Raw genomic sequence first — 24,222 nt, 5'->3', positions numbered from 1 at the left:
CATGGGTCGCACTCCCGCCGCCACAACCGGAATATAAGATTCTTCTTATGTGGCATGCCCGTTGTGTGCCATGCTGCTGCGGCATGCCCGGGTCCGGGGGGTCGGATTCGGGGAGCTGCAGGCCAGGGGGGTCTTCAGGGTGGGGGGATCTGCATGAGTAACACTGTGCTGCGCGCCAATACCCGCAACGGTCCGGAATTACGCCCTCCTCACGTGGCGTCCACATCCCGGAAAGCTCCGGAAACTCCGAACGGGTCCACGTTTCTCAGAGATTTCCTCTGGGTGGCGCCGCTATTGCTTCTGATCATTTCCGTTCGCGTGTGGAACATAGGCAATTTCCCGTTCCCCAATGACGACGAGGGAACGTATCTCGCCCAGGCGTGGGCGGTGCGCAACGGCGACCTCGCCCACTACACCTACTGGTACGACCATCCGCCGTTCGGCTGGATACAGCTCGCGGGCCTCGCCTGGCTGCCGGCCTGGCTCTTCCCCGACCTGCCGACGTTCGTCCAGGGCCGCATCGCGATGCTGCCCGTGGTCGCCGCCGGCGCGTTCCTCGTCTTCGTCGTCGGCCGCCGCATCGGCCTCGGCCGCCCGGCCGCCGCCTTCGCGACGCTGCTGTACGGGCTCTCGCCGCTCGCGGTGACCCTGCACCGGCAGATCTACCTCGACAACTTCGCGGTCGTCTGGGCGCTGGCGGCCTTCGCCCTCGCCCTCTCGCCGCGCCGCCACCTGTGGCACCACATCGCCGCGGGCAGCGCGTTCGCCCTCGCGGTCCTGTCCAAGGAGACGATCGCCGTCCTGCTGCCCGTCGTCCTGGTGACGCTGTGGCAGGGCAGCCATCCCAGGACGCGGAAGTTCTCCTTCGCCGGATTCGGCTCGGGTTTCGTCCTGACCGGCCTCTTCTATCCGCTGTACGCGACGCTCAAGGGCGAGCTGGTGCCGGGCGCCGGCCACGTCTCGCTCATCGGCACCCTCAAGTTCCAGCTCGGCGGGCGGGAGGGCAGCGGCTCCGTGTTCCAGGCGGGGACCGACGCCAACACCCTGGTCCTCGACTGGTTCTCCCGCGACCCGTACCTGCTGGCCGCCGGAAGCGCGGCCGCCGTGGCCGGCCTCGCCGTGCGCCGCCTGCGGCCCGTGGCCCTCGCCGTCCTGGTCCTGGCCCTGGTCGCCCTGCGCCCGGGCGGCTACCTGCCGCAGATGTACGTCGCCCAGGTGCTGCCGTTCCTCGCGCTCACCGTGACGGGACTCGGGTGCGCGCTGGTCGCCCTCGTCCCGGCCCGCCACCGCCTGGCGCGCCCCGCTGCGGCCACCGCGCTCGTCGCGGTCGCCGCCGTGTTCGTCGCACCGCACTGGTACCGCGAGGACCGCGAGACCGTGCGCGGCGACGACAACGGCGTCTACCACGCGGCCGCCCGCTGGCTGCGCGAGACGCCGGTCGGCGACCGGGCGCGCATGCGGGTCGTCACCGACGGCGTGCTGTGGCTGGACGCCGTCGAGGCCGGATACCGGCCGGGCACCGGCGCCATCTGGCACTACAAGCTCGACCAGGACCCGGCGGTCGCCAGGACCCTGCCGCACGGCTGGAAGGACATCGACCTCGTCGTGTCCACGCCCGCCCTGCGCGGCGAGCAGAGCAACCTGCCGACGCTGCGGGACCTGTTCCGGCACAGCGAACCGGTCGCCACCTTCGGGGAGGGGGACGGCCGGATCGACATCCTCCAGGTCGACGGTGACAGCACGTTCAAGAAGGGGGCCGGACGATGACCTCGTACCGCAGGAAGGCGGGACGCCGGCGCGGCAGGACACGCCTGGTGCTCACCGCGCTCGCCCTGCTCGCGGCCGGCTTCGGGCTCGCGCCGCTCGACGCCCCGCCCGCCAGCGCCGCACCGAACCTCATAGCCAATCCCGGTCTGGAAACGCTCGACGCGCAGGGCCAGTTCCCCGAGTGCTTCGAGAAGTCCGGCTGGGGCGACAACGACTTCACGTACACGGTGACCGGCGATGCGCACGCCGGACAGCGGGCCCTGCGCATCGACCTCACCCGCCGCACCGACGGCGACCGCAAGGTGATGATGCTGGAGAACGAGTGCGCGCCGCAGGTCACCGAGGGCCACCAGTACGACCTGTCCCTCTGGTACAAGTCGACGTCGCCCGACGTGACCATGACGCTCTTCCGGCACGACACGACGGCCGGCTGGGTGTTCTGGACCGACCTCAACACCCTGCCGCAGAGCGAGGCGTACGGCCGTACCGAGGTCCGTACGCCCGTGATCCCCGCCGGCACCGACCGGATCACCTGGGGCGCGGCGCTCTACGGCGTCGGATCGCTCACCACCGACGACTACGCGATGGCCGACGCCGCCGTCGTGCCCGAGCCGCCCGCCGACCCCTGCGAGGGCAAGGGACCGGAGTGCAGGGGGCAGTGGACCGTGCAGACCGCGCCCTCACCGGTGCGCGCCATCCACTCCGTGCTGCTGCACACAGGCAAGGTGCTGCTGATCGCCGGTTCCGGCAACGACCGTGACGCCTTCGCCGCCGGGACGTTCAAGTCCTCGCTGTTCAACCCGGCCACCGGCACGTACACGGCCGTTCCGACCCCCGAGGACTTCTTCTGCGCCGGGCACGTCCAGCTGCCCGACGGGCGCGTGCTCGTCGTCGGCGGCAACAAGGACTACGCCTCGGCGGACGGCACGGTCGGCTACAAGGGCCTGCGGACGAGCTACGTCTTCGACCCGAAGCTCAACAAGTACCTCAAGGTCAACGACATGCTGGCCGGCCACTGGTACCCGTCCGCGACCGCCCTCGGCAGCGGCGACGTCCTCTCCCTGGGCGGCCTCGGCGAGGACGCCGCCGGGACGGTCGTCAACGAGCACTTCAGCTACGCCCAGAACAAGTGGCTCCCGATGGGCGGGGCCAAGCAGGCCTGGTCGTTCTGGGGCCTGTACCCGGCGATGATCCTGCTCCAGGACGGCCGTCTCTTCTACAGCGGCAGCCACACCTTCGGCGTCGGCCTGCCCGGCACCGGGGCGTCCGTCTACGACTACGAGAACGGCACCATCACGGACGTGCCGGGCCTGCGGAAGAAGGACGAACGCGACCAGTCCGCGTCGCTGCTGCTGCCCCCGGCACAGGACCAGAAAGTGCTCACGGCGGGCGGCGGGAACCACACCGTCTCGCCCGACGCGCACCGGCTCGTCGACCTGATCGACCTGAAGACCGCCTCCCCGCAGTACGTCGCCGGGCCCGACCTCCCGCAGGGGAAGTACAAGGACGGCACCTTCCAGAAGGGCGCCGAGGGCAAGGTCTACCTGTCGGCGGTGATCCTGCCGGACGGCAAGGTGCTGGAGACCGGCGGCGCGCTGCACACCTACCGCGAGGACCCGGTCTTCGAGGCGTCGATGTACGACCCGGCCACGAACACGTTCCAGCCGGGACTCGCCGCCGACCCGGTGCCGCGCACGTACCACTCCTCGTCCACGCTGCTGCCGGACGGGCGGGTGCTGAGCGTCGGTGACAACCCGGGCGACGGCTCCTTCGACCAGCGGGTGTCGATCTACAAGCCGCCCTACTTCTTCAAGGGCACCCGCCCCAGGATCACCTCGGTGGCCTCGCAGAACTGGGCGTACGGCTCGGCGCAGCGCATCACGGTCGACAGGCCGGTGGTCAAGGCGTCCCTGATCCGTCCGGCGGCCGTCACGCACTCGTCCGACCCGAACCAGCGCCTCGTCGACCTGCCGATGACGGTCGACGGGAGCACCATCGACCTCAGCCTCACCAGCAACCCCAACCTGGCGCCGCCCGGCTGGTACATGCTCTCGGTCGTCGACGCCAAGGGCGTGCCGTCGGTCTCGAAGTGGGTGCGGATCGGCCCGCAGGGGCAGGTCGCGGCGCAGCGCGTGCAGAGTTTCGCCGACGAACTGGCGGCGGCGCCCAGGACGCCGGGGCACGGCGACCACGGGAAGCCGCGCGGCGGGAAGCGGGGCGTGAAGATGCCCGTGGGGTACGACGGCTGCGACCACGCGTACGGCGAGGTCAGCACCTGCGTGCCGTGGACGTTCCCGAAGGCGGTGCCGGCGGCCGACCGGTGCGAGTGGCTGAAGTCCAAGGGGTACGGCGTGCTGGACGTGCGGCGCGACCGGCACCGGCTGGACCGGAACAAGGACGGCAGGGCGTGCGGGAAGGGTGACTTCCGCAGGCGGTGAGCGACGCCTCCCGGCTTTGCCGGACCCGGTGGCCCGGACCTCGCAGGTCCGGGCCACCGGCCTGTTCACCGGCTGACGCGGTCACCGGTTCACCTGGTCACCGGTTCACCCGGTCACCGCTCGCGCTGTCACCACTTGCGCCGTCACAGGCGGAACCCGTGGTCGAGGGTGTCGAGCGTGCGGTCTACCAGGGCGATCAGGTCGTCCTGCCTGCCGTGCTCGGCCCAGTACACGGTCGTCTCCATCAGGGCGGCGACGAAGCCCATCGAGACGACCCGTACGTCGAGGTCGTCCGCCCGCCGCCCGGTCCGCTCGGCCACGACCGCGCACAGCCTGCGGCCGGTCACGGACATGCTCTCCATCATGCGCGCGCGTACGGCGGGAACCTCGGTCACCAACCGCGAACGCGTCAGCATCTCCTCGGGCTCGTGCGTCAGGGAGTGGCGCAGCGCCTGGGTGACGACGACGCGCAGGGACTCGACGAGCGGCTCGTCGGCGGGGCGGGCGCGCAGGGCCGCCTCCATCAGCGGGTCGTACTCGTCGGTGATGACGATGTCTTCCTTGGCCGGGAAATAGCGGAAGACGGTCGAGGGCGACACCTCGGCGGCCTCGGCGATCTGGTCGACGGTGGTGGCCTCGTACCCCTGCTCGGCGATCAGCCGGTACGTCGCGGTGCGGATCGCGGTACGCGTCTTGAGCTTCTTGCGCTCGCGCAGGCCCGGGCGGGGCGGTGCGGTGTCGGCGAGCGGGTGCGGGATGTCGGCGGCCATGACCGCCATTGTCGGGCATCGGCCCGTCGCGGGCCGATGCCGGGCCCCCGGCCGCTGTCAGTGGGGCATGTCACGATGTGTGCGGGGTAGATGAACGGTCCGTGAAACCGGACAGGTGTGCGGGGTGTGCGGAAGGGGGCTGTCGTCATGGGTGAGGTCGTCAACGGGTCGGCCGTCGTCGCGGCGGCGTTGTGCGTGGTGGGAGTCCTGGTCGGCGGCGGGGCCGCCGTCCTCGGGGTGGTGCTGGCCGTCGTCGCGCTGACGACGTGGCGGGTGGCCGCGGCGTCGAGGCCGCGGCCGGTGCGGGTGGTGCGCGTCGTACGGGCGGCGCGGCCGAACGGGCGCGGGCTGTCAGGCCGAATAGGCGACCATCGAGATGCCCACGTAGTGCGCGGCGAACGCGGCCAGGGTCAGCGAGTGGAACACCTCGTGGAACCCGAACCACCGCGGTGACGGGTTGGGGCGCTTGAGGCCGTAGATCACGCCGCCGGCGCTGTAGAGCAGCCCGCCGACGATGACCAGCACCAGGACGGCGATGCCTCCCGCGCGCATGAAGTCGGGCAGGAAGAAGACGGCCGCCCAACCCATCGCGATGTAGCAGGGGGTGTAGAGCCAGCGCGGGGCGCCGACCCAGAAGACCCGGAACACGATGCCGGCGACGGCCGCCGCCCAGACCGCCCACAGCAGGGTGCGGCCCGTCGAGTCGGGCAGCAGGAGGACCGTGAGAGGGGTGTAGGTGCCGGCGATGATCAGGAAGATGTTGGCGTGGTCGAGCCTGCGCAGCACGGCCTCGCCCCGGGGCCCCCAGGTGCCCCGGTGGTAGACCGCGCTGACGCCGAAGAGCAGGCATGCCGTCAGGACGTAGATCCCGCAGGCCACGCGGGCGCGGGTGGATTCCGCGAGGACGACGAGCGTCACGCCGGCGATCAGCACGGCGGGGAACATGCCGGCGTGCAGCCAGCCGCGCAGCTTCGGTTTGACGGGGCTCGGAAGGTCGATCTCGACGGGCCCCTCCCCGGGGCCGTCGGGGTTGGTGCGCTGGTCGGACTGGGCGGACGTCATGCGATCAATCCTAGCTACGCCACCGTAGGTTACGCGCAGGTAGGGGCGAAATGAGTGGTGATGCTCACGTGAGAGGCCCCCTGGACATATGGGCGCTCTCCACGGATCATCATTTGAGTGCGGTCGGCACCGGATGAGCGCCAGCGAAACAACGTCGTGAAGCATCCGGGTCGCAGCCCCCACGGGGCATACACCTGAAAACACCCTCACTTAGGAGCAACCGTGGCGCGCGAGAACGCGGCTCCCACCACCCTTCCGACGAAACACCAGGAGCTGATCTCCTGGGTCGACGAGATCGCAGCCCTCACCGAGCCGGACCGGATCGTCTGGTGCGACGGCTCGGAGGCCGAGTACGAGCGGCTCGCCGAGGAGCTCGTGGCCAAGGGCACGTTCAAGAAGCTGGACCCGGTCAAGCGCCCGAACTCCTACTACGCCGCGTCCGACCCGAGCGACGTCGCCCGCGTCGAGGACCGCACGTTCATCTGCTCCGAGAAGGAGGAGGACGCGGGCCCGACCAACCACTGGAAGGCCCCCGCCGAGATGCGGGAGATCTTCGCCGGCGAGCAGGGCGTCTTCCGCGGCTCGATGCGCGGCCGCACCATGTACGTCGTCCCGTTCTGCATGGGCCCGGTCGGCTCCCCGCTCTCCGCCATCGGCGTCGAGATCACCGACTCGGCGTACGTCGCCGTCTCGATGCGCACGATGACCCGGATGGGTCAGGCCGTCCTCGACGAGCTCGGCACCGACGGCTTCTTCGTCAAGGCCGTCCACACCCTCGGCGCGCCGCTCGCCGAGGGCGAGGCCGACGTCCCGTGGCCGTGCAACTCCACGAAGTACATCTCGCACTTCCCCGAGGACCGCGAGATCTGGTCCTACGGCTCCGGCTACGGCGGCAACGCCCTGCTCGGCAAGAAGTGCTACGCCCTGCGCATCGCGTCCGTCATGGCGCGCGACGAGGGCTGGCTGGCCGAGCACATGCTGATCCTCAAGCTCACCCCGCCGAAGGGCGAGCCGAAGTACGTCGCCGCCGCGTTCCCGTCGGCCTGCGGCAAGACCAACCTGGCCATGCTGGAGCCCACGATCTCCGGCTGGACCGTCGAGACCATCGGCGACGACATCGCCTGGATGCGGTTCGGCGAGGACGGCCAGCTCTACGCGATCAACCCGGAGGCCGGTTTCTTCGGCGTCGCGCCCGGCACCGGTGAGCACACCAACGCCAACGCGATGAAGACGATGTGGGGCAACTCCGTCTTCACGAACGTCGCGCTCACCGACGACGGCGACGTGTGGTGGGAGGGCATGACCGAGGAGGCGCCCGCGCACCTCACGGACTGGAAGGGCAACGACTGGACCCCCGAGTCCGGCACCCCCGCCGCCCACCCCAACGCCCGCTTCACCGTCCCGGCCGGCCAGTGCCCGATTATCGCGCCCGAGTGGGAGGACCCCAAGGGCGTGCCGATCTCGGCGATCCTCTTCGGTGGCCGCCGCGCGACCGCCGTGCCGCTGGTGACCGAGTCCTTCAACTGGCAGCACGGTGTCTTCCTCGGCGCGAACGTCGCCTCCGAGAAGACCGCCGCCGCCGAGGGCAAGGTCGGCGAGCTGCGCCGCGACCCGTTCGCCATGCTGCCGTTCTGCGGCTACAACATGGGCGACTACATGGGCCACTGGGTCAAGGTCGGCGCCGACAAGGACCCGGCCAAGCTGCCGAAGATCTACTACGTCAACTGGTTCCGCAAGAACGACGCGGGCAAGTTCGTGTGGCCGGGCTTCGGTGAGAACAGCCGCGTGCTCAAGTGGATCGTCGAGCGCCTGGAGGGCAGGGCCCAGGGCGTCGAGACCCCCATCGGCATCCTGCCGGCGAAGGGCTCCCTGGACACCGACGGCCTGGACCTGTCCGAGGACGAGCTGGACTTCCTGCTGACGGTCGACAAGGAGGTCTGGCGCGAGGAGGCCGCCCTGGTCCCCGAGCACCTGAACACCTTCGGCGACCACGCCCCGAAGGAGCTGTGGGACGAGTACCACGCGCTCGTGGAGCGCCTGGGCTGATCCCCGCGCCACCGGACTCCGCGGCCGGGCCTTCCTGACATCCGCCCTGACCTGTGGGGTCACAGACCCGCCGCGGCACAACCCCCGAAGCCCCCTCACGGCTTCGGGGGTTGTTCTTTTCGCCGGGGGAGCGGTTCATTCGGTGGCACCCGGCCCGTGCGCCGCGAAGGCACGCGGGCCGGGGCCGTCAGTGGGCTCCGACGAGGAGCTCTTCGAGCGCGGCCGCGTGGGCGTCCATGCGCTCGGCGGCCAGGATCGCGACCGCCGTGTCGGCGCGCGAGGCGGCGACGACGAGCGCGCGGCCCGCCAGCTCGTGGGCGCGGCGATGGAGCGCGATCGGGTCCGCGTGGGTGAGACCGGCGTGCCGGGCCGGCGGGGCACCGCGCAGCCGGGCGACCTGGGTGGCGATGCGGTCGGCCGCCGCGCCCAGACCCAGCTCGTCGGTGACCGCGAGGAGCGCCGCCAGGTGTCCGGCGAGCTGGATGTCCAGCTCCTCCTCGCGGGAGCGGTGCGGGAAGTCGGCCCGGTCGGCGGCCATGCGGTGCACCGACTTGGTACGGATCGGCTCGTACATGGATGGCCTCCTGACAGGATCAGGACTCCAGCCTACATTAGATTCTGTCTAAAGTTGAGTCCGGTCGATCCGTAGGGGCGGCCCCCGCCTACGGCTGCCCGTATCCGTCCAGGAAGGTCCCGATCCGCGTCACGGCGTCCGCCAGCTCCTCCACCGCCGGGAGCGTCACGATGCGGAAGTGGTCCGGCTCGGGCCAGTTGAAGCCCGTACCCTGCACGACCATGATCTTCTCGGCCCGCAGCAGGTCGAGGACCATCTCGCGGTCGTCCTTGATCTTGTAGACCTTGGGGTCGAGGCGCGGGAAGAGGTACAGGGCGCCCTTGGGCTTCACGCAGGTGATGCCCGGGATCTGGGTGAGCAGTTCGTACGCCGTGTTCCGCTGCTCCAGGATCCGGCCGCCCGGCAGCACCAGGTCCTCGATCGACTGCCGGCCGCCGAGCGCCGTGGCCACCGCGTGCTGCGACGGCATGTTGGCGCACAGGCGCATGTTGGCGAGGATCGTGAGCCCCTCGATGTACGAGGAGGCGTGCGCCTTCGGGCCGCAGACCGCCAGCCAGCCGCTGCGGTAGCCGGCGACGCGGTAGTTCTTCGACAGGCCGTTGAAGGTGAGGGTGAGCAGGTCGGGCGCGATGGCGGCGGTCGGCGTGTGCGTGGCGCCGTCGTACAGGATCCGGTCGTAGATCTCGTCGGAGCAGACGATCAGGTTGTGGCGGCGGGCGATCTCGGTCAGCCCCCGCAGCATCTCGTCGTCGTACACCGCACCCGTCGGATTGTTCGGGTTGATGATCACGATGGCCTTGGTGCGGTCCGTGATCTTGCGCTCGATGTCGGCGAGGTCCGGCATCCAGTCGGCCTGCTCGTCGCAGCGGTAGTGCACGGCGGTGCCGCCGGCCAGCGAGACGGACGCGGTCCACAGCGGGTAGTCCGGCGCCGGTACGAGCACCTCGTCGCCGTCGTCGAGCAGCGCCTGCATCGACATCTGGATCAGCTCGGAGACGCCGTTGCCGAGGTAGATGTCCTCGACGTCCAGCTCGATGCCCTTGGTCTGGTAGTGCTGCATGACCGCGCGCCGCGCCGCCAGCAGGCCCTTCGCGTCGCCGTAGCCGTGCGCGCCCGCGAGGTTGCGGAGGATGTCCTCAAGGATCTCGGGCGGGCACTCGAAACCGAACGCCGCCGGGTTGCCGGTGTTGAGCTTGAGGATGCGGTGACCCGCCGCTTCGAGCCGCATCGCCTCCTCGAGCACGGGGCCGCGGATTTCGTAACAGACGTTTGCGAGCTTCGTCGACTGGATCACCTGCATGCTGGCCACCTTACGGGTGCATAACGGGACCCGCTTCGTGTTTTTGGCCACGCGGGTGCGCGGCGGTCCCGGCGCCACCGCCCTGACCTGCACGAATCACCGAACCGGCGGCGGTGACGGCGGCCGCGACGGCGGCGGTCACGGCAGGCTGACGGTGGCGGTCACGGTCAGGCCGACGGTGGCTGTGACAGCAGCGGTGACGGCGGTGCCGAAGTGGCGTGACCTCCCCGGCCCGCTCCGCCGCCCGGCCGTTCCCACGCGTCCTCCGGCCGTTTCCCCGGCTCGGATAAGTTGACCGTTCATGTGGACGCTGAGTGCTGCCGGGTACCGCCGGCTGGGCGCCGCCGGATCGGTCGCCGCGGCCGTGGGCGGCATGGCCGCCGGGAGGCTGCCGGCTCGCGACCCGTGGGGGCTGTGGATACCCCACGGGACCACGACGACCGCGGTCGCCGCCGTCCTGGCGTATCTGGGCCTGACCGTGCTGGTCGCGGCCTGGTGGCAGTACGGGCGGCTCGTGGCCCGGGGCGCGGCGGGCGAGGTGCGCGACGTGCTGGTCACGCTGGTCTGGTGGGCGGCCCCGCTCGTGGCGGCGCCTCCGCTGCACAGCGCCGACGTCTACAGCTACATCGCCCAGGGCGCGATGGTCGTCGAGGGCCACGACGTCTACACGTCCGGCCCCTCGCTCATCGGCCCGGACGAACTCGGCGCCGACGCGGCGGCGAGCAGCGGCGCCCAGTGGAGGGACAGCCCGGCCCCGTACGGGCCCGTCTTCCTCGTGCTGGCGAAATGGGTCGCGCTCGTGACCGACGGCCGGATCGTCCCCGCCGTACTCGGGATGCGGCTCGTCGCCCTCGCCGCGCTCGCCCTGATCGTCTGGGCCACGCTCCGCATCGCCCGCGCGCGGGGCGCCAGTGAGACCGGCGCGCTGTGGCTCGGCGCCCTCAACCCGCTGCTGCTGATGCACGTCGTGGGCGGCATGCACAACGACGGCCTGATGATCGCCCTCATGCTGACGGGCCTGGTGTGCGCGCTGCGCGGCCGCTGGATCCTCGGCAGCGCCGTCGTCGCGCTGGCGATGATGGTCAAGTCGCCGGCGGCCGTCGCCCTGCTCTTCGTCGGAACCCTCGCCGTACGCCGCACCTCCGGCCCCCTGCCGTGGCGCGTCGCCAAGGCGTTCGCCGTCCCCGGTCTGGTCGCCGCGGCGGTCGCCGTGACCGCCACCCTGCTCTGCGGCACCGGCTTCGGATGGCTGCACACGCAGAGCGTCGCCGGGACCATCCACACCGCGCTGTCGGCCACGAGCGACATCGGCCTGGGCGCCGGCGAGTTGGCGCGGGCCCTGTGGGGCTGGGACCCGCAGCCGGTCAAGCGCGTGTTCCAGACGCTGGGCCTCGTCCTCGCGGTCGCCGTCATCGGGTACGCCGCCCTGGCCACCTTCCGCCGGGTGCGGCCCTGGCGGGGCGGTCCGCCGCCGCACCCGGTCCACGCACTGGGCGTGGCGCTGGTGGCGCTGGTGGCCCTCTCGCCGATGGTGCAGCCGTGGTACCTGCTCTGGGGCACGGCCGTCGTCGCGGCCACCGCCTGGAACGGCCGGCTCGGCCGCGTCCTTTCGGTGCTGTCGGCCGCCCTCGTCTACGAGACGCACCCCACGGGCAGCACCCCGGGCTACGGCTTCTACCTCGCGGGGGCCGTGTGCGCGCTGGGTGCGGTGCTGCTGCTGCGCGAGAGCGGCCGGTGGCCGCCACCGGCGGGCTTCCGGCGTACCGGCGGACCGGCGAGCGGGCCCGTACGCCGCACGACCCCGGCCGTCGCCCTGCCCTCGATGCGCACCCACGCGGACCCCGCGCCGGCGCGGACCGCCGCGACGCCCGGCGGTCCGGGCGACGGGCCGGCCGACGGCTCGAAGCGCCCCGCGCCGGTGCGGTAGCGCCCCCGCCTTCGCGGGACGGTCCCGCGCTCAGGCGGTACGCCGTACCGACCGCCCCGCGAGGACGTCCGTCCGCTTCCCGTCCTCGATCACGAACCGGCCGTCGATCAGGACGTGCGGGATGCCCACCGGCAGGGTGCGCGGGGCCTCGAAGGTGGAGCCCGCCGCGACGGTGTCCGGGTCGAACAGCACCAGGTCGGCGCGGTATCCCTCCCGTACGAGCCCCCGGTCCGGCAGCCGCAGGCGCGCCGCCGGGCGCGAGGTGAGGTGCGCGACGCACTCCTCCAGCGACAGGACGCCCAGGTCGCGGGCGTAGTGGCCCAGATAGTGGGGGAAGGTGCCGTACGCGCGCGGGTGCGGCTTGTCGCCCTGGAGGATGCCGTCGCTGCCGCCGGTGTGGACCCGGTGGCGCATGATCGCGCGGACGTTCTCCTCATGGCCGACGTGCTGGAGGATCGTCGGGCCGAGGTGGTCGTCGACGAGCAGACGGCGGGCGGTGGCCCAGGGTTCCTCGCCCCGCAGGGCGGCGGACTCGGCGATCGTCCTGCCCACGCAGCCCGCGAGCGCCGGGTCGCTCACACCGGATATCTCGATCGTGTCCCACTCGATGGGGACGCCGTGGCAGCCGTCCGAGCCGACCACCTCCAGGTGGTGCCGGATCCGCTCGGCGCTCCCGTCGTCCCGCAGACGGGCGAGCACCGCCTCGGGACCTCCTTCGTTCGCCCAGCTCGGCAGCATGGCGACGAGCGTCGTGCAGCCCGGTGTGTAGGGGTAGGTGTCGAGCGAGATGTCGGCGCCCGCGGCGAGCGCCCCGTCGAGCAGGGCGAGGAGGTCGGGTGCCCGGCCCTTGTTCACGCCGAAGTTCATGGTGGCGTGGGCCAGGTGCAGCGCGCAGCCCGCGTCGCGGGCGAGGGTCGTCATCTCCTCGTAGGCCGCCAGGGCCCCGGCGCCGTACGAGCGGTGGTGGGGGCAGTAGTAGCCGCCGTACCGCGCCACCACGCGGCACAGTTCCGTCAGTTCGGCGTCGTCCGCGTACATGCCGGGGGTGTACGTCAGGCCCGAGGACATGCCGACGGCGCCCTGCTCCATGCCCTCGGCGACGAGCTGCCGCATGCGGGCCAGCTCGGCGGGGGTGGCCGGCCGGTCCTCCCAGCCGGTCGCGTACATGCGGACCGTGCCCTGCGGGACGAGGTACGCGGCGTTGACGGCGATGCCCCGGTCCAGCCGGTCGAGGTACTCGCCGACGGTCCGCCAGTCGAAGTCGACGCTCGTGTCCCCGGGCCCGCCGCCGTTCCAGCCGGTGATCGTCCTGCGGACCTCCGCCAGGGTGCGGTCGTCGACCGGTGCGTACGACAGGCCGTCCTGGCCGAGGACTTCGAGCGTCACGCCCTGGGCCGCCTTGGCGCTGTGGTCGGGGTCGCGGAGCAGCGCGAGGTCGCTGTGGGCGTGCATGTCGATGAAGCCGGGGGAGAGGGCGAGGCCGTGCGCGTCCAGCGTGCGCGGCGCGCCGAGCCGCGGGCCGCCGTCGCCGGGCCGCCGGATCCGGGCGACGCGGCCCCCGGCCAGGCCGACGTCGGCGCGGTAGGAGGCACCGCCGGTGCCGTCGATGACGCGTACGTCGCGGATGACGAGGTCCATGGCTGTTCGCCTCTCTCGGTGGCTGCGGAACAGGGGGCGACGGGCGGGGGCCGCCGCCCCCGCGCCGGGCCGCCGCGGGCTAGAAGAACGTGCGGATGTAGTCCGTGACCGTGCCGTCCGCCTCCACCAGGGGGATGAGCTGCCACTTGTCGAACGACGTGCACGGGTGCGAGAGGCCGAGCCCGAGCCAGTCGCCGACCTCCAGACGGGCCTCCGGCTCCGTACGCACCCAGGCGTGCTGGTCCGACAGTCCGGTGACCGTGATGCCGTGCGCCGGGCGGATCTCGCCCGTTTCGGCGTCCCGTACCGCCTGCGCCACCGGCAGGTCCAGGTCGTACGCCGCGTCCCGCTTGCCCGCGTTGACGAACGCCTGCTCCGGGGTGGGCCGGGAGACGACCTGCGCCCACAGGCGGAACGCCGGCTGGAGTCCGCCCTCCCGCGCGACCCGGTTGAACGGGGTGAGGCGGCTGTAGTGGCCGTCGTCGTGCGACACGTAGGCGCCGGACCGGAGCAGTTTGAGGACCGGCAGCGACAGCTCGGGGATCTCGGCGAACACCTCCGCGACCGCGTCGAACCACGCGCTGCCACCCGCGCTGACCACGATCTCCGGCGCCCCGGCGAACCGGCCGGCCTTGTCGAACTCCACCGCCACCGCGACCAGTTCACGCACCCACGCGCGCACCCGGTCGCCGTCCGCCCGGGGGACCTCGCCCTCGTACCCGGCCATTCCCACCAGCCGCAGCGTCGACGTGGCCGCGACCGCGTCCGCGACCGCCGCGCAGTCGGCGGCCGTCCGGGCACCGGTACGGGCGCCCTCCCCGGCGCCGAGTTCGACGACCACCTCCACCGGGCGGGACGCGGCGGCCGCCCGCAGCGCCTCGTCCATCAGGCGCACTCCGCGCACGGAGTCGACGTAGCAGACGAAGCGGAAGCCGGGGTCCGCGTCGAGTTCCGCGGCCAGCCAGCGCAGCGCCGCCGCGTCGACGACCTCGTTGGCGAGGAAGACGCGCTGGATGCCGTACGCCCGGTAGACGCGCGCCTGGTGCGGGACGGCGGCGGTGATGCCCCACGCACCGCGCTCCAGCTGGCGGGCGAAGAGCTGGGGCGCCATCGACGTCTTCCCGTGCGGGGCGAACGCGAGGCCGTGGCGCTCGGCGTACGTCTCCAGCGCGGCGAGGTTGTGTTCGAGCGACTCGGCGGAGAGCGCGAGGACGGGGGTGGTGAAGCCGCCCGTGAAGAGGTTGCGCCGCTCGGCGGCGAGCTCGCCGACGGTCAGCCCGTCGGCGTCCGGCGGGAGCGCCTTGAAGCGGTGGTCCACGCGCTCCCCGGCGAGCGCCGCGAGGGCCGCTCGGCCCGCACCGTCCGTACGGTCGGCGCCTCGTCCGGCCGGGTTGTCGACGGCCATACTGGCCTCCTCACACGTCATGTTGCAGCATGTGCAACGACCATTGCGCGTAACGCTGAACGCTGTCTAACATCCGAGCCGACGCAGGGTCAATGGTGAGGAGCCCGATCGTGACCGCGCCCGCGGACGAACCAGCAGAGCCAGGAGCGGACGCCGTGACGGTGGATGTCGTCTGCCTCGGCGAGTCCATGGTGACGTTCCTGCCCTCCCGGCCCGGCCGCCTCGCCGACGTACCCTCCTTCGGGCGAGGCATCGGGGGCGCGGAGTCCAATGTCGCCTGCGCACTCGCCGCCGCCGGGCACCGCACGCGGTGGGTCGGCAGGGTCGGCGCGGACGGCTTCGGCGACCACCTCGTCGACACCATCGCCGCCTACGGAGTCGACACCTCCGCCGTCCGGCGCGACCCCGACCGCCCCACCGGCGTCTACTTCCGCACGGCGGACGACCGCGACGCCGACGGCTTCGAGGTCGTCTACTACCGCGCCGGGTCCGCCGCCTCCGCCATGTCCCCGCGCACCGTGCCGCTCGGCGCACTGGCCGCGGGCCGGGTACTGCACCTGTCCGGCATCACGGCGGCGCTCTCCGCCGACTGCCTCGCGCTGATGCGCACACTGACCGCCCGCCGCGCCGGCCGCCCGCTGGTCTCCTTCGACGTGAACCACCGCGCGCACCTGTGGCGCGGGGCGGACGGCCCCCGGGTGCTGCTCGACCTCGCGCGCGGCGCGGACCTCGTCTTCGTCGGCGAGGACGAGGCCGAGACGGCCTGGGGCGTGCGGGGCGCGTCCGCGATCCGCGAGACGCTGCCCCAACCGGACACCCTGGTGGTCAAACAGGGCGCCACGGGCGCGACGGCCTACACCCGCGCCGCCACGGGCGGGGACACCGTCACCACCGTCCCCGCCCTCCGCGTCGACGTCGTCGCCCCCGTCGGCGCCGGGGACGCCTTCGCCGCCGGATTCCTCTCCGCGACCCTGCGCGGGCTCCCCGTACGCGACCGGCTCCGGCACGGTCACCTCATGGCCGCCGCGGCGCTCACCGTCCCCGGCGACCTCGGCACGCCCCCGTCCCGCGCGCACGCCGACCGCCTGGCGGCCCTCGACCCGGACGCCTGGGGGAGACTTCGTCTCGGCCCGGGGTGGACCGAAGCGGGCGAAGCGGCCGCAGCCGGTCCAGCCCCCGCACAGGGCGCCGACGACCAGGAGGAACGTACGCCATGAGCCAGACCGTCGACCGAGCGCTGAGCATCCTGCCGCTGCTCGCGCAGGGACCGGCCGACCTCGGACAGGTCGCCGACCGCCTCGGCGTGCACAAGTCCACCGCCCTGCGCCTCCTGCGCACCCTCCACGAGCACGGCCTCGTCTACCGGCAGCAGGACCAGCGCTACCGCCTCGGCGCCCGCCTCTTCGCCCTCGCCCAGGAAGCCGTCGAGAACCTCGACGTGCGCGAGATCGCCCACCCCCACCTCGCCGCCCTCAACACCGCGTGCGGGCACACCGTCCACCTCGCCGTGTACGAGGAGACCGAGGTCGAGGTCCTCTACATCGACAAGGTCGAGAGCCGCTACCCCGTCCGCATGTACTCGCGCATCGGCAAACCCGTCGCGATCACCGTCGCCGCCGTCGCGAAACTGCTGCTGGCCGACCTCCCCGAGGCCGAGCGCCGCGCCCTCGCGGAGAAGCTCGACTACCCGGCGTACACCTCCCGTTCGACACCGAACGCCGCCGCCTTCCTCAAGGAGCTGGCGCTCGTACGCGAACAGGGCTGGGCCACCGACCTCGGCGGCCACGAGGAGTCCATCAACTGCGTCGCGGCCCCCGTCCGCGGCGCGGACGGCCGGGTCGTCGCCGCCATGTCGGTGTCCGCGCCGAACGTCGTCGTCACCGCCGAGGAACTCCTCACCCTCCTGCCGCTGGTGCGCCGCACCGCCGACGCCATCAGCAGGGAGTACTCAGGAAACACACCCCCGAAGGAAGCAAGCGCATGAGCGAGAAGACCGCGATCACCCCGCCCACCCACACCGCCCCGCCGGCCAGGTTCTCCCACGGCGTACGCAAGGGCAACATCCTCCAGGTCGCCGGTCAGGTCGGCTTCCTGCCGGCCGTGGAGGGCGAGGCGCCCACGCCCGCGGGCCCGACCCTGCGCGTGCAGACCCTCCAGACCTTCGCCAACGTCAAGGCGATCCTGGAGGCGGGCGGTGCGACCTGGGACGACGTGATGATGATGCGCGTCTACCTCACCGACACCGGCCACTTCGCCGAGATGAACGAGATCTACAACGCGTACTTCGAGGAGCAGGGCCTCAAGGAGGCCCCCGCCGCCCGTACGACCGTCTACGTCGGGCTCCCGGCCGGACTCCTCGTCGAGATCGACGCGCTCGCCGTCCTGAGCTGACGCGCCCCGCACCCGCGCCCCGCACCCCCTTCCCCGTACGCCGTCACGGCACGGCGCCCACCGCCCGGGCGCCGTGCCGCGATCCCCCCTGCCCGAAAGCCCCGTGGAATGACGAGGTCCCCCGCATGCTGCTCGCCGCCACCGCCACCGCTCAGACCCCACCCCACACCGGCGGTCTCCTCGCCCTCGTCGACGGCACCGCCGGCCTCCTGACCGTCGCCGCCCTCGGCATCGCCCTGCTCCTGGTCCTCATCATCAAGGTCAGGCTCCAGCCGTTCGTCGCGCTCCTCGCCGTCTCCATCGCGGTCGGCCTCGGCGCGGGCCTGTCGGTCACCGAACTCTTCGGCACGGTCCAGAAGTCGGCCGTCGTCTCCGTCATCGAATCCGGCATGGGCGGCATCCTCGGCCACGTCGCGATCATCATCGGCCTCGGCACGATGCTCGGCGCGATACTCGAAGTCAGCGGCGGGGCCGAGGTGCTGTCCTCGCGCCTGCTGGGCCTCTTCGGCGAGAAGCGCGCCCCGCTCGCCATGGGCCTCACCGGCCTCATCTTCGGCATCCCGGTCTTCTTCGACGTCGGCATCTTCGTCCTCGCCCCGATCGTGTACGCCGCCGCCAAGCGTTCCGGCAAGTCGATCCTGCTGTACGCGATGCCGCTGCTCGCCGGCCTCTCCATGACCCACGCGTTCCTGCCCCCGCACCCGGGTCCCGTCGCCGCCGCCGGCCTCTTCCAGGTGTCGCTCGGCTGGGTCATCCTCATGGGCGTCGTCTGCGGCGTCCCCGCCGTGCTCGCGGCCTGGGCGTACGCCGCCTGGATCGGCAAGCGCGTCTTCGTCGAGGTCCCGCAGGACATGGTGGAGGCCGCCGAGGACGCCAAGGCCGCCGTCGCCGCAGAGCGGACCGCCGCCGGCCGGGGCACCCAGGAGCAGCCCGTCCCGCTCGCCACGGTCCTCACCATCATCGGCACGCCGCTGGTCCTCATCCTGGCCGCGACGTTCTCCTCCATCGCGCTCGACCCGTCCACCCCGCGCTCGGTCGTCGAGTTCTTCGGCCACCCCTTCGTCGCCCTGACGATCGCGCTGCTGATGGCGTACTACCTGCTCGGCATCCGGCGCGGCTGGTCGCGCAAGTCCCTGGAGCAGGTGTCGACCTCGTCCCTCAAGCCCGTCGGCAACATCCTGCTGGTCGTCGGCGCGGGCGGTGTCTTCGGCGCGGTCCTCAAGGCGAGCGGCGTCGCCCAGGCCCTGTCCGACACGTTCAACGACGTGGGTCTGCCCGTCGTCGTCCTCGCGTACCTGATCTCCCTCGTGCTGCGCGTCGCGCAGGGCTCGGCGACGGTCGCCATCGTCACCACCGCCGGCATCGTCCTCCCCCTCGTCGAGAACGGCGGCCACTCCCAGGCGTTCCTTGCCCTGGTCATCATGGCGATCTCGGCCGGCTCGATCTTCGCCTCGCACGTCAACGACGGCGGTTTCTGGATCGTCGCCAAGTACTTCGGCATATCCGAGCGGGACACCCTGAAGTCCTGGACGGTGCTGGAGTCGGTCCTGTCCGTCGCGGGCTTCGCCGTCGCGGCGCTCCTCAGCCTGGCGCTCTGACGACGCCGCGCCCCGCCTCCTCGGCCGTAGAGGAGGCGGGGCGCGGTACGGGTACGACCGTCAGCCCCTGGCCGTGCCCGCGCGGGGGAAGAGCTCGGCGATGAGGAACTTGGTCAGCTCGTCGGCCGGCGCGCTGCCGTCGGGCGACTGGTTCAGGTTGACGAGCACCACGATGGTCGCTCCGCGCTCGGGGTCGTGGCCCACGAAGCTGTTGTAGCCGGGGATCTGCCCGTCGTGGCCGAGGAACCCGTCGATCTTCGCGATCCCCAGCCCGTAGGTGGGCCTGCCGGGCACGTCGGACGTGGGGACGAAGTTCAGCCGCTCCCGCTGCACCTCGGGGCTCAGCAGAGCCCCGGTGGCCAGGGCCGGCGCCCATCGCCGCAGGTCGTCCACGGTGGACGCGGCGGCGCCCGCGGCGTACGCCCACGAGGCGTCGACGTGCGTGACGTCCAGCGGGTCGCCGGCCGACCAGTTCGCCCACGCGGCCTTCTTCCCGGTCAGCACCGGCGCGGTCAGGCTCGCGACGTTGCCGATGAACTGGTAGCCCCGCGCGTACGGACCGGGAATCGACGAGCCGTTGGCGAACGCGGTCCTGTGCATGCCGACCGGGCCGAACACCCGCTCCTGGAGCAGCCGCCCGAGCGGCTGACGGGTGAGCTGCTCGGCGATGAGCCCGAGCAGCACGTAGTTCGTGTTGGAGTAGTGCCACCCCTTGCCCGGCTTGAAGTACGGGCGGTGGCTGAACGCCACGTCCAGCAGCTCCCCGGGAGTCCACCGCGCCTGCGGCTTCCGGTCGAGCCGCTGGTTGAAGCCCAGGTCCTCGGAGTAGTTGTAGAGCCCGCTGGTCATCTGGAGCAGGTGGCGGACGGTGATGTTCTTCCCGTTGGGCACGTCCGGGCGGTAGGCCGCCACCGGATCGTCGAGCGACAGCCTGTCTTCGTCGACGAGCTGGAGGATCACCGTCGCCGTGAAGGTCTTGGTGATGCTGCCGACACGCATGTGGTCGGCGGTACTGATCGGCCTTGCGGTCGCGAGGTCGCCGGTCCCGATCGTCGTGGTCCAGGTACCCCACTCGGGCGTACTGACGGACACGACCGCCCCCGGCACGCGCAGCCGCTGCGTCAGCGCGACCAGGTCCGGCGTCAGCCGCTCCGGGGACCCGGCCGCCCGTACGGCCCGCACGTCCTGCGCGTCGGCGGGCACGCCCAGTGCCGGGGCGGCGGCGGACAGCGGCAGCAGCGCGGCCACCAGCAGCGCCGCCCAGGAACGGGCACGCGTGCGCCGGGCCGGGGTGGCCGGGGATCGGTCACAGACGGATCGCGCCAAGAGTCGTACGTGCATGCGTAGCGTCCAGTTCGCCGCGGGGAGTGGTCGGGCCCGGTGTAGCACGCGGCCGACGGCGGCGAACGGGCTTGCGCCGTAGGTGGGCGTGTTCGGTGACCGCGGCGGGCGGGCGTCCATACTGGGGGCATGGACGAACAGACCGGACAGCAGGGCGGCGCGGTGCCGGGTACGTACGCCCCGCCACCCCAGGGCTTCGGCCCGCCGCCCCCGGCCTACGCCCCCCAACCGCCGTACGCCCCTTCGCCGTACGCCCCCGCACCCCACGCACCCGCACCCCACGCACCTTCGCCGTACGCACCGCAGCCCGCGGGCGCACCCGCACCCGTACACCCGTCACCCGCACCCGGCCCGGACTTCCTGGCGGCGGACCGGCGCAACGCGGTCGTGGTCGACTCCGAAGGCGTGTCGCTCGAACGCGACGGCGCCACCCTCGACTTCCCCTGGCACGACATCGCGACCGTCCACTACAAGGCCGGCCCCGGTGGCGGAGTCCTCATGGTGGCGGTCGTGCTGCCCGACGGCCGGTTCTACGAAGGCGTGGTCGCGGCCCGCAACCAGGCCAAGCTCCAGGAGTGGTTCGCCCACCTGGCCCCCGTGCTGCACTTCTACCTCGCAGGCCGGGGCCACCAGCCCGGAGCGCCCACAGGACGCTGACGGCGACGAAGAGGCCGACGGCCCCCGGGGCGGCCCCGGCGACGACCGAGAGGCGGCGGCCGGGGCGGGGACTCACACCCCACCGCCACGCCACCGCCACTCGGCCTCTCGCGCCGGCCACTTGCACCAACCATTCGCACCAGCCACTCGCACTCAGTCACTGGCGCTCACGGTCACTCAGCCGCAGTACTGCTGCTCCTTGCCGATCGACCGGTACATGCAGTCGGAGTTCTCCAGCAGTTGCAGCACCGCGTCCCGGTTGCGGCTGGTCTCGCGTTCGATCACCTCGTCGGGAGGGTAGAACCCGCCCCCGCCGGAACTCCTCGGGTACATCTCGAAGGTGTACCCGAAGATCCGCTGGTTGCCCCACAGCCAGTCGTCGATCGACCCGTCGGTGATGTAGAGGTCGCTCGACTGCTCCGGCGTGTAGCCGTTGCTCGCCGCCATCTTCTGGCCGACGGCGGCGAAGGCGTTGCGGTCGTCCTGGGTCATGCCGGGCGCCGTGTCCGCGTTCGTGTAGCCGAACGGCCAGAGCACCAGCTCGCTGTACGTGTGGAAGTCGATGCCGGTCCTGATCTGCTGCTTCCCGCCGACGATCCGGGAGCGGACGAAGTCGGCGACGACCTTCACCTCGGGAGCGGACTCGGCCGCGCGGCCCCGGTACGTCTCCGAACCGAACGACCCCGAGGAACCGCCGCAGCAGCCCCACTTGTAGTTCCAGTTGCGGTTCATGTCCGTACCGACGTACGACGAACCGCTGTTGGGCTGCCGGTTCTTGCGCCAGCTGCGGTACGAACCCGACGCGATGTCGTACTCGCCGCCGTCCGGGTTGAGGTCGGGGATGATCCAGATCTCGCGGCCGTTGACGGCGTTGGTGATCCGGGAGTCGGAGCCGTAGCCCGCCCCCAGCTCGCGCAGCAGGTAGAGCGCCATCTCGACGGTCAGGTGCTCGCGGGCGTGCTGGTGGTGGGTGAAGAGGACCTCGGGCTCGTTCTCGTCGGTCGCCACGTTGTCGCTGATCTTGATGGCGATGAGATCGCGGCCCTGGTACGACTTCCCGATCACGCGCTTGCTCATGAGGTTGGGGTACTGCTGGAGGCGCTGGTCGATCTCCGCGTTCATCTCGGCGTAGTTGTGGTAGCGCGAGTCGGCGGGCGGGAAGTCGAACGGTTCGGCGGCCAGCCCGTTGAGGCGGGCCGGCGGCCCCGGCAGCGCCTTCGGCGCGTAACCGAGCGCCTTCAGCCGCTTGAGCTGGGCCGCGTTGGCGCTGACGACGACGGAGTGGTCGTCGGACTCGTCCACCGACACGCCGGTGGCCGCGACGGCGGTGCGGTCGGCGGCGGTGGCCGGACCGTGGATCTCGTACTGCTTGATCACTTCCTCGGCTGCGGCGGCGGGGGCGGATCGCGCCCCGGACGTGGACGCGTTCGCGGTGAGCGGGGCCGCCACGGCGAGTGCCACGAGGGCCGCGAGGCCCGCGAGAGTGGCGGACCTGGCGGAGGCGCCGGACGCGGCGGACCCTCTTCCGCGGATGCGAAGTCGCATGCTGTCTCCTGGGTGGGGAGTGTGGGGGTGTGCGACGCATGTCGTGCGGGAGTGCTGGGCACATGGTGAGCGCATGGCATGAACGGGTCAAGAGCGGTGTTCGGCCACCGGTCCGCCCCGTCGTCCTCTTGCGCGATCACCCCCGACCCCGCTTTGGTGACGTGGATCACCACTTGGGGACGAGCGGGAGGACGCCCGACATGGCAGAGACGACAGAGAGCGGCAGCGGCACGGGGAAAGCCGTCTCCCCGCCGCGCAAGTCCAGTTGGAAGTACATCGGCCCGGGCATCGTCGTCGCCGCGACCGGCGTCGGAGCCGGCGACCTCGTCGCGACGCTGATCGCGGGCAGCAAGTTCGGCTACACGCTGATGTGGGCCGCCGTGATCGGCTGCGTCGTCAAGATCTCACTGGCCGAAGCCGCCGGCCGCTGGCACCTGGCCACCGGCCGCACCCTCTTCGAGGGCTGGCGCAGCCTCGGCCGGTGGACCACCGTCTACTTCGCGATCTACGTCGTCATCTGGGGCTTCGTCTACGGCGCGACCGCCATGTCGTCCTCCGCCCTCCCCATCGTGGCGCTCTTCCCCGAGGGTCCCGGCCTCAAGACCTGGGCGATCGTCACGGGCCTGATCGGCCTGGCCTTCGTCTGGTTCAACCAGTACGCCGTCTTCGAGAAGGTCATGACGATCCTGGTCGGCGTGATGTTCGTGGTGGTCGTGTACGTGGCCCTGCGCGTCGGCCCGGACATCGGCGCGTCCTTCGCCGGCCTCGCCCCGGTCCTCCCCGACGGCTCGCTCCTCTACACCCTCGGCCTGATCGGCGGCGTCGGCGGCACCATCACCATGGCGGCGTACGGCTACTGGGTGAACGCCAAGGGCTGGACCGACTCCGGATGGATGAAGGTGATGCGCCTCGACAACCGCGTCGCGTACATCACCACCGGCATCTTCGTCGTCGCGATGCTGATCGTCGGCGCCGAACTGCTGCACTCCTCCCAGCTCGCCCTCACGAAGGGCGACCGCGGCCTGATCGACCTCGGCAGGATCCTCGAGGACCGGTACGGCGCCGTCACCGCCAAGCTCTTCCTCGTCGGCTTCTTCGCCACGTCGTTCTCGTCCCTCATCGGCGTGTGGCACGGCGTGAGCCTGATGTTCGCCGACTTCGTCGAACGCCTCCAGCGCGACCGCAAGGGCGCCCCCGCCGACGTGGGCACGGTGGAGGAGGTCGCCGCCGGCGTGAAGGAGCGCTCCCTCCCCTTCCGGGCGTACGCGCTGTGGCTGACCTTCCCGCCCATGGCACTGCTGTGGCTGGACCAGCCGTTCGGCCTGGTCGTGGTGTACGGCGTGCTCGGCGCGTTCTTCATGCCGTTCCTGGCACTGACGCTCGTGTGGCTGCTCAACTCGACCCGCACCCCGGCCGAATGGCGCAACGGCCCGCTCAGCAACGGAATGCTGATCGCGGCGGGCCTGCTGTTCATCGTGCTGTGCGTCCAGCAGGTACGGGAGCTGCCCTGGTAGCACCCGGACCCGGGAGCCCGACCGCACACGTCAGCGGCGGCCCGGCCGGACCGGGGGGACCGGGGGGCACACGCGTCAATGGCGGCCCGGCCGGACCCGGGGGTCCGACCGCACGCGTCAATGGGGGCCCGGCCGGACACGGAAGTCGGCGCCGCCGGAGAACCGCGGCGGCCGCCCCCCCCCCCCGCCCCCAGGTAAGGCGGGGTGTTGACCGGGGGGGCCCCCCCCGTGGTACAGGCGGAGGCGGGC

General features: G+C 71.9%; 18 protein-coding genes. 10 read left to right on the top strand and 8 right to left on the bottom strand.

Annotation, left to right across the window (positions count from 1 at the left end; translation table 11 throughout):
* Window positions 1-318 precede the first annotated feature (318 nt).
* Entirely contained in the window at window positions 319-1,767 is a 1,449-nt protein-coding gene (locus tag ACWGH0_RS10600; protein WP_453403778.1) for an ArnT family glycosyltransferase, read from the top strand.
* On the top strand, window positions 1,764-4,205 hold the full coding sequence (locus ACWGH0_RS10595; RefSeq protein WP_453403777.1) for a galactose oxidase-like domain-containing protein: 2,442 nt from the start codon (window positions 1,764-1,766) through the stop codon (window positions 4,203-4,205). The genes ACWGH0_RS10600 and ACWGH0_RS10595 overlap by 4 nt, the downstream gene beginning before the upstream one ends.
* A 143-nt stretch (window positions 4,206-4,348) precedes the next feature.
* Here ACWGH0_RS10595 and ACWGH0_RS10590 read toward each other — a convergent pair whose 3' ends face one another.
* Complete coding sequence (locus ACWGH0_RS10590) at window positions 4,349-4,984, bottom strand: TetR/AcrR family transcriptional regulator (RefSeq protein ID WP_453403776.1); 636 nt, start codon at window positions 4,982-4,984, stop codon at window positions 4,349-4,351.
* Window positions 4,985-5,326: 342 nt separating this feature from the next.
* Window positions 5,327-6,037, bottom strand: a complete 711-nt coding sequence (trhA, locus tag ACWGH0_RS10585) for a PAQR family membrane homeostasis protein TrhA (RefSeq protein WP_453403775.1) — start codon at window positions 6,035-6,037, stop codon at window positions 5,327-5,329.
* Window positions 6,038-6,259: 222 nt separating this feature from the next.
* Here trhA and ACWGH0_RS10580 point away from each other — a divergent pair, with 222 nt between their 5' ends.
* Window positions 6,260-8,083, top strand: coding sequence for a phosphoenolpyruvate carboxykinase (GTP) (locus tag ACWGH0_RS10580; RefSeq protein WP_453403774.1), 1,824 nt, complete (start codon window positions 6,260-6,262; stop codon window positions 8,081-8,083).
* Window positions 8,084-8,270: 187 nt separating this feature from the next.
* Here ACWGH0_RS10580 and ACWGH0_RS10575 read toward each other — a convergent pair whose 3' ends face one another.
* Together ACWGH0_RS10575 and ACWGH0_RS10570 are read right to left on the bottom strand one after the other, a co-directional pair.
* Window positions 8,271-8,657: an SCO4983 family protein gene (locus ACWGH0_RS10575; RefSeq protein ID WP_453403773.1), complete on the bottom strand. Its 387-nt coding sequence runs from the start codon at window positions 8,655-8,657 to the stop codon at window positions 8,271-8,273.
* An 88-nt stretch (window positions 8,658-8,745) separates the two neighbouring features.
* On the bottom strand, window positions 8,746-9,957 hold the full coding sequence (locus ACWGH0_RS10570; protein ID WP_453403772.1) for a pyridoxal phosphate-dependent aminotransferase: 1,212 nt from the start codon (window positions 9,955-9,957) through the stop codon (window positions 8,746-8,748).
* Between the two features lie 301 nt (window positions 9,958-10,258).
* On the opposite strand from ACWGH0_RS10570, the gene mptB reads away from it, so the two are divergent.
* The gene (mptB, locus tag ACWGH0_RS10565) at window positions 10,259-11,884 is read left to right on the top strand and encodes a polyprenol phosphomannose-dependent alpha 1,6 mannosyltransferase MptB (protein WP_453403771.1); all 1,626 of its coding nucleotides are present in this window, start codon (window positions 10,259-10,261) and stop codon (window positions 11,882-11,884) included.
* A 30-nt stretch (window positions 11,885-11,914) separates the two neighbouring features.
* On the opposite strand, the gene ACWGH0_RS10560 is transcribed toward mptB, so the two are convergent.
* Together ACWGH0_RS10560 and ACWGH0_RS10555 are read right to left on the bottom strand one after the other, a co-directional pair.
* Complete coding sequence (locus ACWGH0_RS10560) at window positions 11,915-13,522, bottom strand: N-acyl-D-amino-acid deacylase family protein (protein WP_453403770.1); 1,608 nt, start codon at window positions 13,520-13,522, stop codon at window positions 11,915-11,917.
* Between the two features lie 79 nt (window positions 13,523-13,601).
* Window positions 13,602-14,927: an amino acid deaminase gene (locus ACWGH0_RS10555; protein ID WP_453403769.1), complete on the bottom strand. Its 1,326-nt coding sequence runs from the start codon at window positions 14,925-14,927 to the stop codon at window positions 13,602-13,604.
* A 92-nt stretch (window positions 14,928-15,019) separates the two neighbouring features.
* Here ACWGH0_RS10555 and ACWGH0_RS10550 point away from each other — a divergent pair, with 92 nt between their 5' ends.
* The 4 genes from ACWGH0_RS10550 (at window position 15,020) to ACWGH0_RS10535 (ending at window position 18,916) form a co-directional block, all read left to right on the top strand.
* The gene (locus ACWGH0_RS10550) at window positions 15,020-16,144 is read left to right on the top strand and encodes a sugar kinase (RefSeq protein ID WP_453403768.1); all 1,125 of its coding nucleotides are present in this window, start codon (window positions 15,020-15,022) and stop codon (window positions 16,142-16,144) included.
* Window positions 16,141-16,911, top strand: a complete 771-nt coding sequence (locus ACWGH0_RS10545; protein WP_453403767.1) for an IclR family transcriptional regulator — start codon at window positions 16,141-16,143, stop codon at window positions 16,909-16,911. The genes ACWGH0_RS10550 and ACWGH0_RS10545 overlap by 4 nt, the downstream gene beginning before the upstream one ends.
* The gene (locus ACWGH0_RS10540) at window positions 16,908-17,318 is read left to right on the top strand and encodes a RidA family protein (protein WP_453403766.1); all 411 of its coding nucleotides are present in this window, start codon (window positions 16,908-16,910) and stop codon (window positions 17,316-17,318) included. The genes ACWGH0_RS10545 and ACWGH0_RS10540 overlap by 4 nt, the downstream gene beginning before the upstream one ends.
* A gap of 125 nt (window positions 17,319-17,443) precedes the next feature.
* Window positions 17,444-18,916, top strand: a complete 1,473-nt coding sequence (locus tag ACWGH0_RS10535) for a GntP family permease (RefSeq protein ID WP_453403765.1) — start codon at window positions 17,444-17,446, stop codon at window positions 18,914-18,916.
* A gap of 60 nt (window positions 18,917-18,976) precedes the next feature.
* Here the strand turns inward: ACWGH0_RS10535 and ACWGH0_RS10530 are convergent, their stop codons facing one another.
* Window positions 18,977-20,257 (bottom strand): serine hydrolase domain-containing protein, encoded by a 1,281-nt coding sequence (locus ACWGH0_RS10530; protein WP_453403764.1) that lies wholly within the window; start codon window positions 20,255-20,257, stop codon window positions 18,977-18,979.
* 129 nt (window positions 20,258-20,386) lie between these two features.
* Here ACWGH0_RS10530 and ACWGH0_RS10525 point away from each other — a divergent pair, with 129 nt between their 5' ends.
* A complete protein-coding gene (locus tag ACWGH0_RS10525; RefSeq protein WP_453403763.1) occupies window positions 20,387-20,914 on the top strand; it encodes a hypothetical protein in 528 nt (175 codons plus the stop codon).
* A gap of 177 nt (window positions 20,915-21,091) precedes the next feature.
* Here the strand turns inward: ACWGH0_RS10525 and ACWGH0_RS10520 are convergent, their stop codons facing one another.
* Complete coding sequence (locus ACWGH0_RS10520) at window positions 21,092-22,459, bottom strand: M14 family metallopeptidase (RefSeq protein WP_453403762.1); 1,368 nt, start codon at window positions 22,457-22,459, stop codon at window positions 21,092-21,094.
* A gap of 200 nt (window positions 22,460-22,659) precedes the next feature.
* On the opposite strand from ACWGH0_RS10520, the gene ACWGH0_RS10515 reads away from it, so the two are divergent.
* Window positions 22,660-23,973, top strand: a complete 1,314-nt coding sequence (locus ACWGH0_RS10515) for an Nramp family divalent metal transporter (RefSeq protein WP_453403761.1) — start codon at window positions 22,660-22,662, stop codon at window positions 23,971-23,973.
* The last annotated feature ends 249 nt before the right edge of the window (window positions 23,974-24,222 follow it).

Source organism: Streptomyces sp. NPDC054887 (assembly GCF_053610585.1).
Note: the sequence above shows the minus strand (reverse complement) of the source record. Positions and strands in the feature narration are given on the sequence as shown.